General features: G+C 64.3%; 14 protein-coding genes and 1 riboswitch. Of the genes, 8 read left to right on the forward strand and 6 right to left on the reverse strand.

The annotated features are described in order from the left end of the window. Positions 1-45: 45 nt before the first annotated feature. From ACDA63_RS04600 to ACDA63_RS04615, 4 genes are all read left to right on the forward strand, one after another. Positions 46-720, forward strand: a complete 675-nt coding sequence (locus ACDA63_RS04600; RefSeq protein WP_373662009.1) for an SDR family oxidoreductase — start codon at positions 46-48, stop codon at positions 718-720. A gap of 66 nt (positions 721-786) precedes the next feature. Further along, the gene (locus tag ACDA63_RS04605; protein WP_373662010.1) at positions 787-1,386 is read left to right on the forward strand and encodes a 2-hydroxychromene-2-carboxylate isomerase; all 600 of its coding nucleotides are present in this window, start codon (positions 787-789) and stop codon (positions 1,384-1,386) included. 48 nt (positions 1,387-1,434) lie between these two features. After that, positions 1,435-2,067 (forward strand): DUF4126 domain-containing protein, encoded by a 633-nt coding sequence (locus ACDA63_RS04610; protein WP_373662011.1) that lies wholly within the window; start codon positions 1,435-1,437, stop codon positions 2,065-2,067. A 17-nt stretch (positions 2,068-2,084) separates the two neighbouring features. Next, positions 2,085-2,318: a DUF1289 domain-containing protein gene (locus ACDA63_RS04615; protein WP_373662012.1), complete on the forward strand. Its 234-nt coding sequence runs from the start codon at positions 2,085-2,087 to the stop codon at positions 2,316-2,318. Positions 2,319-2,323: 5 nt separating this feature from the next. Here the strand turns inward: ACDA63_RS04615 and ACDA63_RS04620 are convergent, their stop codons facing one another. Next, the gene (locus ACDA63_RS04620; protein WP_373662013.1) at positions 2,324-3,658 is read right to left on the reverse strand and encodes a carbonic anhydrase; all 1,335 of its coding nucleotides are present in this window, start codon (positions 3,656-3,658) and stop codon (positions 2,324-2,326) included. A gap of 95 nt (positions 3,659-3,753) precedes the next feature. Further along, positions 3,754-3,852, forward strand: a riboswitch (TPP riboswitch). A gap of 62 nt (positions 3,853-3,914) precedes the next feature. On the opposite strand from ACDA63_RS04620, the gene thiC reads away from it, so the two are divergent. Together thiC and ACDA63_RS04630 are read left to right on the forward strand one after the other, a co-directional pair. After that, on the forward strand, positions 3,915-5,828 hold the full coding sequence (gene thiC / locus ACDA63_RS04625) for a phosphomethylpyrimidine synthase ThiC (protein ID WP_373662014.1): 1,914 nt from the start codon (positions 3,915-3,917) through the stop codon (positions 5,826-5,828). A gap of 4 nt (positions 5,829-5,832) precedes the next feature. Continuing rightward, positions 5,833-6,057, forward strand: coding sequence for a hypothetical protein (locus ACDA63_RS04630; protein WP_373662015.1), 225 nt, complete (start codon positions 5,833-5,835; stop codon positions 6,055-6,057). A gap of 10 nt (positions 6,058-6,067) precedes the next feature. On the opposite strand, the gene ACDA63_RS04635 is transcribed toward ACDA63_RS04630, so the two are convergent. Both ACDA63_RS04635 and ACDA63_RS04640 read right to left on the reverse strand, forming a co-directional pair. Next, a complete protein-coding gene (locus ACDA63_RS04635; RefSeq protein ID WP_373662016.1) occupies positions 6,068-6,451 on the reverse strand; it encodes a hypothetical protein in 384 nt (127 codons plus the stop codon). Positions 6,452-6,666: 215 nt separating this feature from the next. Further along, positions 6,667-6,900: a hypothetical protein gene (locus ACDA63_RS04640; protein ID WP_373662017.1), complete on the reverse strand. Its 234-nt coding sequence runs from the start codon at positions 6,898-6,900 to the stop codon at positions 6,667-6,669. A gap of 7 nt (positions 6,901-6,907) precedes the next feature. On the opposite strand from ACDA63_RS04640, the gene ACDA63_RS04645 reads away from it, so the two are divergent. Together ACDA63_RS04645 and ACDA63_RS04650 are read left to right on the forward strand one after the other, a co-directional pair. After that, positions 6,908-7,981 carry a hypothetical protein gene (locus tag ACDA63_RS04645; protein ID WP_373662018.1) on the forward strand — a complete coding sequence of 358 codons (1,074 nt, stop codon included), beginning with the start codon at positions 6,908-6,910 and terminating at the stop codon, positions 7,979-7,981. 148 nt (positions 7,982-8,129) lie between these two features. Then, entirely contained in the window at positions 8,130-10,079 is a 1,950-nt protein-coding gene (locus tag ACDA63_RS04650) for a U32 family peptidase (protein ID WP_373662019.1), read from the forward strand. A gap of 12 nt (positions 10,080-10,091) precedes the next feature. Here ACDA63_RS04650 and ACDA63_RS04655 read toward each other — a convergent pair whose 3' ends face one another. Genes ACDA63_RS04655 through argA form a run of 3 tightly spaced genes read right to left on the reverse strand, consistent with a single transcriptional unit; the run spans position 10,092 to position 13,218 of the window. After that, positions 10,092-10,289: a DNA gyrase inhibitor YacG gene (locus tag ACDA63_RS04655; RefSeq protein ID WP_373662020.1), complete on the reverse strand. Its 198-nt coding sequence runs from the start codon at positions 10,287-10,289 to the stop codon at positions 10,092-10,094. A gap of 13 nt (positions 10,290-10,302) precedes the next feature. Further along, a complete protein-coding gene (locus tag ACDA63_RS04660; RefSeq protein WP_373662021.1) occupies positions 10,303-11,886 on the reverse strand; it encodes a diguanylate cyclase domain-containing protein in 1,584 nt (527 codons plus the stop codon). 12 nt (positions 11,887-11,898) lie between these two features. Next, a complete protein-coding gene (gene argA / locus ACDA63_RS04665) occupies positions 11,899-13,218 on the reverse strand; it encodes an amino-acid N-acetyltransferase (RefSeq protein WP_373662107.1) in 1,320 nt (439 codons plus the stop codon). Positions 13,219-13,314: the final 96 nt, after the last annotated feature.

Here is a 13,314-nt window from a genome sequence, read left to right on the forward strand (position 1 = left end):
GTGCCCGCTGTGCATAATCGAGGTTCTTCACGACGGGGATGCACCATGCAGGACGTTCTCATCGCCGGCGCCAGTCGCGGCATCGGGCTGGAGCTGGCGGTGCAGTACGCCGCCGAAGGCTGGCACGTGATCGCGGGCTGCCGGCAGCCCGACGAAGTGCGCGCCTGGCTGCCCGCCGACGTGGATGTGCAGGCGCTGGACGTGATGCGCGTCGAATCGGTGGCTGCGCTGGCCTGGCATTGTGACGACGCGCCGCTGCCGCTGCTGGTCATCAGCGCCGGGCTGGCCGGACCGGCTGCGCAACGATTCCTGGCGCCGGGCGATGCCGAGTTCGACGCTGTCATGCGAACCAACGTGCTGGGCGCCATGCGGCTGATACAGGCTTTTGCGCCGGCGGTGGCGCAGGCGCGCGGCCGCGTCGTGGTGCTGTCGTCCGACGCCGGTTCGTTGCAGGCAACGGCCGATGCCGGCCAGCCGCTGTATCGCATGGCCTGCGCGGCGCTGAACATGGTGGTGCGCATGGCGGCCGCCGAATTTGGCCCGCGCGGCGTGACGGTGGTGAGCGTACATCCGGGCAGCGTGCGCACCGACATGGGCGGCGCCGGAGCCGAGCTGCCGGTGGGCGAGGCGGTCGAGCGACTGCGGCAGCTCATCGACACGCTCGATACGCGTCATAACGGACGGTTTCTGTCGATCGACGGCCGTATGCTCGACTGGTAACGGAACTGTCCGTAGCATTGACCTTCAGTGCCGGATGACTGGCTGGCCCTTCACACAAGAGACAACATGGCCCCGATCGACTTTTACTTCGACTTTTCGTCTCCGTACGGTTACCTGGCTTCCGAACTGATCGACGATCTGGCCGCGCGCCACGATCGGCTGGTCGTGTGGCATCCGATCCTGCTGGGTGTGGCGTTCAAGGCCACGGGGGCGGCACCCTTGCCGCAGATTCCGCTGAAAGGGGATTACGCGCTGCGGGACTTCGCTCGCTCGGCGCGTTACCTGGGCATTCCCTATTCGCATCCATCGAACTTTCCCGTGCCCACGCAGCATGCGGCGCGCACCTTTCTCTGGTTGCAGGATCGCGACCCCGATCAGGCGCGCGCCTTCGCGCATGCGGCTTACCGCGCATGCTTCACAGCGGACGTGAACATCGCCGAGCTCGATCGCGTGCTGGGAATCGCCGCCGACGTGGGTGCCAATCGGCATGAACTCGGCCAGGCCCTGGCCGAAGCGGCACTCAAGGAACGGCTCAAGGCCGAAGTCGAACTGGCCATGGCGCGCGGCGTGTTCGGCTCGCCATTCTTCATTGTCGAAGGCGAGCCGTTCTGGGGCGTCGATCGCCTGCCTCATCTCGAAAAGTGGCTTGCCTCGGGCGGTTTCTGAGCTAAGCCACAGGAAGGGCGTCGCCGTAGCGGGCGATGCCCGGCAAACATGAACTGGACGCACCTCGACCTGACCCATCTCGCTGCATTGGCCGCCGCAATCGGATTTGCCAGTGGCATCCGGCTGTATGCGCTGGTGTTCGTGCTCGGCGCGGCCGGGCATTTCGGCTGGATCGACCTGCCGCCGGGGCTGCACGTGCTGGCCCACCCGATCGTGATGGGCGTGGCCGCGTTGCTGGCGGTGGTGGAGTTCCTCGCCGACAAGATTCCCGCCGTCGATACCGTATGGGACAGCGTCCACACCTTCATCCGCCTGCCCGCCGGGGCGGCGCTTGCCGCAGGCCTGGCCGGCGACCGTGCCGCCGCCACTACGGCGCTGGCGCTGCTCGGCGGCACTTTCGCCGCCACGGGGCATCTGGCCAAGACCGGCACGCGCGCCACACTCAATACCTCGCCAGAACCCGTGTCGAACTGGACGGCTTCGTTTGGCGAGGACGTGGTCTCGCTCGGGCTGTTCTGGCTTATCGCGCATCACCCGCTCCTGGCGGGTGTGCTCGCGCTGGTGCTGGCTGCGTTCTGTGTGTGGATCGTGCGCCGGCTGTGGCGCTCCCTGCGCCGGATCCTGCGTAGCGCCGGTATGCTGGCGCGCCCTGAACCCGACCCTGACCGACGTGTCACCTGACGACGCCGGACGCCGTAATGAACGACGAGAACTTCGACGAAATCGCCTTGCCCGTTTCGCCCTGCGTGCGCCTGTGTTGCCTGGATGGCGAGTCGGACGTCTGCACGGGCTGTTTTCGCAGTATCGATGAGATCCGCGCCTGGGCAGGCTCGGGCGTCACGGAGCGCGAAGCGATCCTGGACAATTGTTCCAGGCGGCGTGAAGCGCATTACGCCCGCTACGGGTTGCCCCCGCATCTGCGCGAAGCCTAGGGGGCTCAGCGCGATTCCTTGATGATGCGGTCGTTGGTCGATTGGATCGGCCGGGCGTTGTTGCGATAGAACCGCGTGAAGATGTCGATCTGCTCGCGCGAGATGTCAACGGGTTGTTTCATCACCAGCCACAGCACGCCTTCGGTGCACGGTGGCGTCGTCAGTGATCCCATGTAACTGAAATATCCTTGCTCGGCCGGCATGAGCCGCGTGATGTCGAGCGGTGTCTCCGGCTGGTAGGGCTGGTTCTTTTCGAGCGGCAGATTGTTCCACAGGGTCTGCACGGCGTCGTTCGGTTTGCCGGCCTTGAGCAGTATCGCGAGGACAGCAACGCGCCCTTCGGCGTCGCGGTGAACGAGATGTGCGGTCATGTCGAACGACTGGCCGTTCACGCGCTCTTCCGACGGGTGATGAAAATGGACGCCCGTCAGCACGTAGGTGCGACCCATGACCTTGAGCGTGGAGCCGGCGGCCAGATCGATGTCGATGTTGCGGCCCGAGTCGACGATGGTGAAGGCGGAAGGCCGATAGTCGATGCGCAGGGGTTCCTGGTCGACCTTGATGGCGTCACGCAGATCGATGGGCGACTGGCGCTGTCCGCGCGCGCAAGTGGCGTATTCGCCGGACAGGCGTGCCCAGGCTTCCGGGCCGGTGTCGCCTTCGTAGCTCCACGATTTCGGCGCGGCAGGCTTCGGTGCGGCACGCGGGCTCGCTTCGCGGGGCGGCGCATAGGCGACAGGTGGCGGCGGTGCAGCGCTACCGTTGGCGGCATTGGCCAAACGCTCGGCCAGGTTCGAGTCGGTGGTGGCGTCGAGCGCGACTCGGCGCGGCTTGACCGGCGGCTCGGCACCGGCTTCGGGCTTGGCCTGATTCTGAGCGCCTGCTGCCCTGCGTTCGGCCTGTGCCGCGAGGCGCGTCAGGGATCTGACGGTGGCCGGCGGGTTCGCCGCCGATTGGGGCGGAACCTCGCACACTTCCGAAAAAAAGCGGTCGTCCGCCGTCCCGGCCTTGATGCCGATGGGACGGTCGCTGTCGACGCCTTCCTCGCGGATGGGGCGTTCGCCAGCGTCGAAATAGACGCGTTTGACGATGGTGAAGGTGCGTGCCACGCAGTCGTAACGATTCAGCGCCCGTACCTCACGATACCCGGCCAACTGCGCCTGCGCGTCGGACAATACGATGCGGCCCCATGCGACGCGGGCGCCGCGCTCGGCCCGCAGCACGCTGCCACGGTCCAGTTCTACGCGGCGCAGACGATCGCTCGCCACCGTCATCCAGTCGGCGGACCAGGCGGGCAGGGCGATCAGCAGAGCGAGGGCAAGCACCGGGCGTGCGGGCATGTTGGGGCGGGTTGTTGTTTCCTCTTTTTTCGGCCGCGAAGCCCCATAACTTGAATGCCCGGTTTGCCAAAGCCGGTTTTTTTGAGTACCTTGCCGCCATTCGCTGGGGGTCTGCCGGGTTGTCCGGCAGTGAGAAATACCCTTCGAACCTGATCCGGGTGATACCGGCGTAGGGAAAGCGAGAGCACGTCTCCATGCCCCGTTGCGGGCGCCGGCCGTGCAGCCTCCCCGCCCCACCCACAACGGAGGTTGCACCGTGAACGCCAATGAGAAATTCGTCGCTTCGAACGCCCACGTGGACGAAGCGGCCATCCAGCCACTGCCCAATTCGCGCAAGGTCTACATCGCAGGTTCGCGCGCTGATATCCGCGTGCCAATGCGCGAAATCGCCCAGGCCGACACGCCGACCGCATTTGGCGGCGAGAAGAACCCGCCGATTTTCGTCTACGACACTTCCGGTCCGTACACCGACCCAACGGCCAGGATCGACGTTCGCGACGGCCTGCCCGCGTTGCGCGCAGGCTGGATCGATGAGCGAGGTGACACCGAACAGCTCTCTGGGTTGAGTTCCGAATACGGCCGCGGTCGCGAAGCCGATGGCTCGCTCGACGCCCTGCGCTTCAACCTGCAACGCAAGCCGCGCCGCGCCAAGGCCGGCGGCAACGTCACGCAGATGCACTATGCGCGCCGCGGCATCATCACGCCGGAGATGGAATACATCGCCATCCGCGAGAATCTCAACCGCGCCGCGTACATCGAGTCGCTCAAGGCCACGGGCCCGAACGGCGAAAAAATGGCGGCTTTCATGGGGCGCCGTCATCCGGGGCAGAGTTTCGGTGCCGCGATTCCCGACGTGATCACGCCGGAATTCGTGCGCGATGAAGTAGCGCGCGGCCGCGCCATCATCCCGGCCAACATCAACCACCCGGAAAGCGAGCCGATGATCATTGGCCGCAACTTCCTCACCAAGATCAACGCCAACATCGGCAACAGCGCGGTGACTTCCAGCATCCAGGAAGAAGTCGACAAGCTGACCTGGTCGATCCGCTGGGGCGGCGACACGGTGATGGACCTGTCGACCGGCAAGAACATCCACGAAACGCGCGAATGGATTCTGCGCAACAGCCCGGTGCCTATCGGCACGGTGCCGATCTACCAGGCGCTGGAAAAGGTCAACGGCAAGGCCGAAGACCTGACCTGGGAGATCTTCCGCGACACGCTGATCGAGCAGGCCGAGCAAGGCGTGGATTACTTCACCATCCACGCAGGCGTGCTGCTGCGCTATGTGCCGATGACGGCCAACCGTATGACGGGCATCGTCTCGCGCGGTGGATCGATCATGGCCAAGTGGTGTCTCGCGCACCACAAAGAGAACTTCCTCTACACGCACTTCGAAGACATCTGCGAAATCATGAAGGCCTATGACGTGAGCTTTTCGCTCGGCGACGGCCTGCGCCCCGGTTCGATCTGGGACGCCAACGACGAAGCGCAACTGGGTGAGCTCAAGACGTTGGGCGAACTGACCGAGATCGCATGGCGCCATGACGTGCAGGTGATGATCGAAGGCCCGGGTCACGTGCCGCAGCAGCTCATCAAAGAAAACATGGAGCTGGAACTCGAATGGTGCAAGGAAGCGCCGTTCTACACGCTGGGGCCGCTGACCACTGACATCGCTCCGGGCTACGACCACATCACGAGTGCCATCGGCGCTGCGCAGATCGGCTGGTACGGCTGCGCCATGCTGTGCTACGTGACGCCCAAGGAACACCTGGGGCTGCCCGACAAGGACGACGTGAAGGCCGGCATCATCGCTTACAAGATCGCCGCGCACGCCGCCGACCTTGCCAAGGGCCACCCGGCCAGCCAGATCCGCGACAACGCCATGAGCAAGGCGCGTTTCGAGTTCCGCTGGGAAGACCAGTTCAATCTGGGACTCGATCCCGACACGGCCCGCGCCTACCACGATGAGACGCTGCCGCAGGAGGGCGCAAAGGTCGCGCACTTCTGTTCAATGTGCGGCCCGCACTTCTGCTCGATGAAGATTACGCAGGACGTGCGCGACTTTGCCGCCGCGCAGGGCATTGCCGAAGCCGAAGCCATTTCGCGCGGGATGGAGACCAAGTCGGTCGAGTTCGTGACCAAGGGCGCGCAGGTCTATCACAAGCTCTGAGCGCGTGACGGCAAGTGTTGAAACGAAGGGCCGCGTGAGCGGCCCTTGTCATGTGCGTGCCCGTACAGGCCATGGCAGCCGTGCGGCGGTACAGCAGAATCAATCACGCCGCCGCGTGATCGGATTGCTGCAAGCGGCCGGGTTGCAGTTGCTCACCGAGCAGCAACTTCTGCAGGCACTGACAAAAAAGCCATCCGGTATCGAACCGGATGGCTTTTTCTTTGGTTGAAGCAGCGCGTTCAGTCTTTGACGAACAGCGTCACCAGCGGCTCGTCGCCGACCTGCCGACTCCAGTGGCCGTGCACTTTCGGGTCGAAGACCGCGCCTTCCGGCAACGTGTCGGCGGAGTAGAAGTGTTCGCCAGCCTTGAACACGCGCGAAGAACCGTCGAGCAGCACGATTTCCATGGCACCGCTCAGGATGTAGACCCACTGCGGTGTGCCGGTCACATGGACGGCGCTCTTGAAGCCGACCGGGCTGCGACGCAACTGGATGCCGGAAGCGCCGATCACGCTCGACAGATGGACGTTGGGATTGGATTCATCCAGCGAAATGTCGTCTTCGCGGAAAGCCGCGCGGCCGCCGGCGCCGGTGTACAGGACCACTTTGGTAAAGCTGCTCATGAACATCTCCAGAATTCAAAAAGGCGCTTATGACGCCGTGGGGCGGATGGTAGCGCAGTGCGGCGCTGTCCTCGACGGAAATCCGCTTCGTGGCGGCAGTCGGCATCGCCCTTCGGTCTGTAAATTTGTGTCAATGAATCATGGGTTCCGTTCAGTAGAATTCAAACGATCGGCGCGCCCTGCGCCGAGACATCAAAAAAACAAACATCGGGGGATCAGATGAAATCCGTAGTCCGGGGGTGTGTTGTCGTCTTTTTTTCGGGAATTCTGTCCGCCTGTGGGGGCGGCGGAGGGGGTGGAGACGGTGCGTCGCCCAGCGGCGCAGAATCGAATTCCAGTGTGTCGTCCAGCAGCAGTGTTTCATCCAGCACGAGCAGTTCAAGCTCTTCGGTAGTGAATTGCCCGGCAGGCAGCAGCAAACCGGCGACGGCCGATTTCAGCCTTTCCACGACGCAATTGAGCTTCACTGTCGATGAGGGGGCCGTCAGTGCTCGTCAGCTCGTGTCGGCGACGTTCACCAATTCGAAACTGGCTGCCATCAAGCTTGCGCCGCCGCCGGGGGGCACGGCGACAACCTGGCTGGTCACCGAACTTGCGGCGGACCAGCCCTACGCGTGGATCTACACGGACGCACGTGCACTCAAGGCGGGCACCTATTGCACGTCGGTGCGCGTCGAAGTGCTCGATAGCAGCAACAAGTCGCTGTCGTATGTCGACGTTGCGGCAAAGGTCACTGTCGTCGCCAAGGGCACTACTCCGACTACCGACTACAAATGGGCGGCCTACAACGGCAGCGTGGCGCTCACCCACGTGGCTGCGATTGCTTTTCCATCGTCCCGCGCGACTGCACCGTTCTCTCTGATCGGCGGAACGACACAGGATTCGCAGGGCCGCACCATCAAATTCTTCGATGGTTTCAAGGCTGACGCGGCGACCGGGTTGCTCCGCCTGGATACCTCATCGTCGCCGCTTGACCGCAGCATCGTGCGCAGCACGTCGTTCTGGTCGGATGCCATCTACCCCAAGTCGCTGACATATCTGATGCGGGTGGCACCCGTCGCGGGCGTTGTCTACGACAGCAAGACGCGCCTGTTCGAAGTGGAGCTGAGTCTCGCCACGCCGGGCGCCAGCGACGGCGCTCGCATTGTGCTTGGCATTCGCAATGACACGACGGCGCAGAGTGTGTACATCGGCCAGCCGGAAGAGTCTGTCGCCATGCCGATGGCAGGGACGCCGCTCGACATGTCGGTGCCGCACATCTACCAGGTCAGCGTGACGCTGACCGGCCCACGCAGCGGATCGTTCACGGTCTACGCGGACGGCTCCGATACGCCCATCATCCCGACGGTCACCAGCAACGATCTGCGCAGAGCCTGGCTGCTGAACAACTACATCCAGGCGGGCGACAACGGAGACTCTGCGATCGTCGGCGACATCGACTGGATGGCCTGGACGACCACTGGCGCCTTCAAGCCGTCGCAACTCAAGGGCGCACTGCCCGGCGGTCTTGGCGTCACCACGGGCTACTGACCGACGCGACACGAGCTGTTACCAACGGGCCGCATTGCGGCCCGTTTTCGTTTGTTCTGCCGATTTGACCGGCCGCGCGGGTGCGCCTACCCTTCGCACCTTCCCGAGCGGTGCGCCTCCAGACATTGCCGGGCATGGATTCCCCGACATGGCTACGACACCACATCTCGAACTGCTTTCCCCCGCCAAGACGGCCGACATTGGCCGCGAGGCTGTCCTGCATGGCGCCGACGCCGTATACATAGGCGGGCCGTCATTTGGCGCGCGGGCCAACGCTGAGAACACCGTGTCGGATATCGCCGGGCTGGTGGAGTTCGCGCACCGCTACCGCGCGCGCATCTTTGCCACGCTCAACACGATTCTTCACGACGCCGAACTCGAGCCGGCGCGCAAGCTGATCTGGCAGTTGTACGACGCAGGCGTGGACGCGCTGATCGTGCAGGACATGGGCCTGCTCGAACTCGATCTGCCGCCGATCCAGTTGCACGCGAGCACGCAGACGGATATCCGCACCGTGGACAAGGCGCGCTTCCTGGCCGACGTCGGGTTCTCGCAGATCGTGCTGGCGCGCGAGCTGACGCTGCAGCAGATTCGTGCGGTGCATGACGCCACCGACGCGACGCTGGAGTTCTTCATTCATGGGGCGCTGTGCGTGGCGTTCTCAGGCCAGTGCTACATCAGCCACGCCCACACGGGCCGCAGCGCAAACCGGGGCGAGTGTTCGCAAGCCTGTCGCCTGCCTTACACGTTGCAGGATTCGCAGGGGCGCGTGGTGGCTTTCGACAAGCACCTGTTGTCGATGAAGGACAACAACCAGAGCGACAACCTGCGTGCGCTGATCGACGCGGGCGTCCGTTCCTTCAAGATCGAAGGCCGCTACAAGGACGTCGGGTACGTCAAGAACATCACCGCTCACTATCGCTTGCTGCTCGACGAAATTCTCACCGAGCGGCCGGAGCTTGCGCGTGCTTCCAGCGGCGAGACGTACCTGCTGTTCACGCCCGAACCGGACAAGACCTTCCATCGCAGCGCGACGGATTATTTCGTGAATGGTCGCAAGGAAGACATCGGCGCCTTCGATTCGCCGAAGTTCGTCGGCGTGGCACTCGGCACGGTGACGCGCGTGGCGGGCGACCATTTCGACATGGAGGCCGACGCGCCGCTGCACAACGGTGACGGCCTCAACTACATGCACAAGCGCGATGTCGTCGGCGTGCAGGCCAACCGGGCTCAGTGTGTCGAAGGCAACATGTGGCGCGTCTGGCCGAATGAGGCTATCGCTTCACTGCCGGGATTGAAGCCGGGTACGGCGATCAGCCGCAATCGCGACCACGCCTGGGAACAGGCCTTGACGAAGAAATCCGCGGATCGTCGCGTGGGCGTATGGATGCAGTTGCGCGATGCCGATGCGGGCTTCGTGCTGTCGCTGACGGATGAGGATGGCGTGACAGCCAGCGCTTCGCTGGCGCATGACAAGGTGCTTGCGGAGCATCCTGAACGCGCGGCAATGGCTTTGCGCGACGGTCTGTCGAAGCTCGGCAACACCATGTTCGCGGCGCGCGAAGTGACGATCGACGATGCCGCTGCCCGGTATTTCGTGCCGGCATCCCAGCTCAACGCACTGCGGCGCGATGGCATCGCCGCGCTCGAGGCGGCGCGCACGAAAACGCTGGAACGCCTGCCGCGCAAGGCCCCCGTCGAACCGCCGGCCAGTTATCCGGACGATACGTTGAGCTATCTCGCCAACGTCTACAACGACGCGGCCCGCCGTTTCTACGCGCGCCACGGCGTGAAGCTGATCGATGCAGCCTACGAGGCCAATGAAGAGGCGGGTGAGGTGTCGCTGATGATCACCAAACACTGCCTGCGCTTTTCATTCAACCTCTGCCCCAAGCAGGCCAAGGGGGTGAAAGGCGTACAGGGGCAGGTGCGTGCCGAGCCGATGACGCTCGTGAATGGCGCCGAACGGCTCACGCTGCGTTTTGACTGCAAACCGTGCGAGATGCACGTCGTCGGCAGGATGAAGAAACATATCCTCGCGTCGCCGCCGCCAGTAAGCGTACCGGTGACGTTCCATCGCAAGCGCCCGGGCGCCTGAACGCGCGGGCTCCTAGCTGTCGTCGTCCATCAGCGGCGGCTCCTGCCCCGTCACGCGATAGGACTCGGAGGCCCACGCGCCGAGATCGATGAGCTTGCAGCGTTCGGAGCAGAACGGGCGGTAGGGATTGCGCGGCGACCACTCTGCGGGCGAGCCACATTGCGGGCAGGTGACCGTGCGGACGGGCTTGGGGGTATTTTCGCTGCTCATGCCGATACCTGATTCATGGTTCCTGTTGCGGGTACGCCGAGGCTACCTCGCAACAATTCTTGCCGCGTGATTTTGCCACGTACATGGCGCGATCGGCCGCTGCCATGAGTGTGTGCGAATCATGCGCATGCTGGGGCGCGATGGCGATGCCAAGGCTGGCGCTGACGCGACAGGTGTGGCCGATCCCGGGTGGCGCAAGCTCCGCGATGGTGCACAGTACCCGCTGTGCCAACAAGAGCATGCTCTCTTCGTCGGTATCTGCCACCAGTATCGCGAATTCGTCGCCGCCCAGGCGGAAGAACAATTCGTTGCGGCGGACGATGTCGGCTACGCCGGCCGCCACGGCGCAAAGAAGGGCGTCTCCAATGTGATGTCCGAGCGTGTCATTGACGTGCTTGAAGGCGTCCAGGTCGAAGAAGATCAGTCCCACCTGAAGGCTGCGGCGCTGGCTGTCGGCGAGTTGCCGGTCGAGCTCTTCCACAAAGCGGCGGCGGTTGAGCAGGTTGGTCAGCGGATCGCGCTCGGCCATATCCACCAGCCGCTGTTGTGCACAGCGCATTGCCGTGACGTCTTCGTGCACCCATAGCCGCCCGATGGCCGTTGCGTCATCGCGCGTCATGACCATCGATGAGACTTCGCGCAACACGCGCCCATCATTCATGTCGATGTCATAGGGTTCGGAGGCGCCGCGCTGTTCGAGAATCTCGGCAAGGTGGCGGCGATAGTCGGCGTCGTTGGCCCGCAACGATGCGGTGCATTCGAGCAGGGTGCCGGCATCCATGCCCGCCGTCGATGCCTGGTCCGCGATGCCCCACATCGCCCGTGCAGCGGGGTTTATGTAGAGTACGTGGCGTTCCCGGTCGATGAACACGATGCCGAGCGTGACCGTGTCGAGCAGCGCCGCGAGGCGTGCCCGTTCGTCGTCGCTCTGGCGCAGATAGAGATCAGTCAGCACCTGTGCTTCGCGCAGGGCCGATACGGTCTCGCGCAGGCGTGCTTCAATGTCACGCCGATGCTGGACGTTCTGGCCGGACAGCCGGACACCGGTGAGCCGCCCCCTGGCATCGCGCAACGCATACCACCGGCATGTGAACCAGGCTTCGCTGCCATTGCGGTGCCGGATACGGAGTTCGTGGCCCGTATTGGGGCGGCCTTGCAGCGCCCGCAGCGCCATGACGTGCGCGCGCCGCCGGTCAGCCGGTGCGACGCAGAGGTCGACCATCCGGCCGGCCGGTGCACATTCCTCGAGGGTGTAGCCCGTGATGTCGTGGAAGGCGTTGTTCACCCAGAGCAGGCGTCCCTCGATGTCGACCAGGGCTTCCAGCCCCGGCGTGTCTTCGGCCAGTTGACGGTAGTTGGCGGGCGCCCGGCCGCCTTGCGGGGCGACGTGGCGCCGTCCGGCCACATGCGCAAGCCAGCAAGCGGCGCAGACTGCTGCCACGAGCAAGGACCAGCCAGCGGCGCTGGCCGGGTAGTCAACGATCCACGGAAATAGCGCGATGCCGACGAGCAGCATGCACGCGAGCACGGGCACAAGAGGTGGCGGGCGCGGCCGTGCGCGGACCCGGCGCTGATCGCCGGCAGCGGGCTTTGCCACCGGACACCTCCGTTACAGCGTCTTCATCAGTACCTTGGAACGCCGTTGAAAGTTATACAGGTCGCGCTTGCGGGCCGGCAGTTCTTCGGGGGCGACTTCGACGAAGCCGCGCTCGCGGAACCAGTGCTCGGTACGCGTCGTCAGTACGAACAGGCGCGAGAAACCCGCGTTGCGCGCGCGACTTTCCATGTGTTGCAGAAGTCGGTCGCCGAGCCCGGCGCGACGGTAGTCGGGCTGGATCGCCAGGCAGGCCATTTCGGCCATGCTCTCTTCGGGGAACGGGTAGAGCGCCGCGCAGCCGATGACGACGTGGTCGTGCTCGACCAGCGTGAAGCGTTCGATTTCCTTTTCCAGCAATTCGCGCGGGCGGCGTACCAGCGTGCCATCGGCTTCGAGCGGCTGGATCAGGTGGATCAGCGAGGCGATGTCTTCGTTGTTTGCTTCGCGGATGCGATGCAGCGGATCGCGCGTGACCATCGTACCGACGCCCTGGCGGGTGAAGAATTCCAGCAGCAGGCCGCCGTCCTTGTCGCGGTCGATCAAGTGAGCGCGGGCAACGCCGTTGCGCACGGCGCGGATGGCGCGCGGCAGGAACAGGTCGAGGTCTTCGGTCAGGCCTACGCCTTCCTGGAATTTGCGTTCGGCCTCATCCGCCGTGATGGCTTCGATGAGATTGCCCTGGCCGTCGAGCAGGCCGGGGGCGTCGCACAGGTAGATGAGTTTTTCGGCCTGCAGCGCGATGGCGACGGCCTCGGCGACTTCTTCCATGGCGAGGTTGAAGATCTCGCCAGCGGGTGACACGCCGAGCGGCGTGATCAGAACAACGTTCTGCTGGTCCAGGTCGGCGGAGATTTCTTCCGCGATGACCTTGCGCACCGAACCGGTGTATTGAAAGTCGATACCGTCCACCACGCCGATCGGGCGCGCAACGATGAAGTTGCCACCTGTCACGCGCATGTATGCGCCCGCCATCGGCGTGTTCGGCAGACCCTGCGAGAGGCAGGCTTCGATCTCGATGCGCGTCACCCCCATGCCGGCCTTGACGGCTTCGAGCGCGCGGCGATCGGTGATGCGCAGGCTCTTGTGATAGACCGATTCAAGGCCGCGTCGCGCGAGTTCCTGTTCGATATGCGGGCGCGAGCCGTGCACCAGCACGAGGCGCACGCCCAGTGCTGCCAGCAGGTTGCAGTCGTTGCAGAGATCCTGCAGCGCTTCGCCCTGCGCGACTTCGCCGCCAAAAGCGATGACGAAGGTCTTTCCGCGGAAGGCGTGAAAATACGGCGCCGCGCCCCGGACCCAATCCACGAACTGCATGGCGTTGGATTCGGTCATCGGCGGCGCTGCCGTCACGTTCTCGTTGAAAGCGGAATGCTGTGCCTTGTCGTTCAATGCCTGCTCCATCGGATGAAAGCGATCCGCGCGGAGGTT

The sequence above is a fragment of the Uliginosibacterium sp. sgz301328 genome, from assembly GCF_041807905.1.
Taxonomy (GTDB): Bacteria; Pseudomonadota; Gammaproteobacteria; order Burkholderiales; family Rhodocyclaceae; genus JBGVSA01.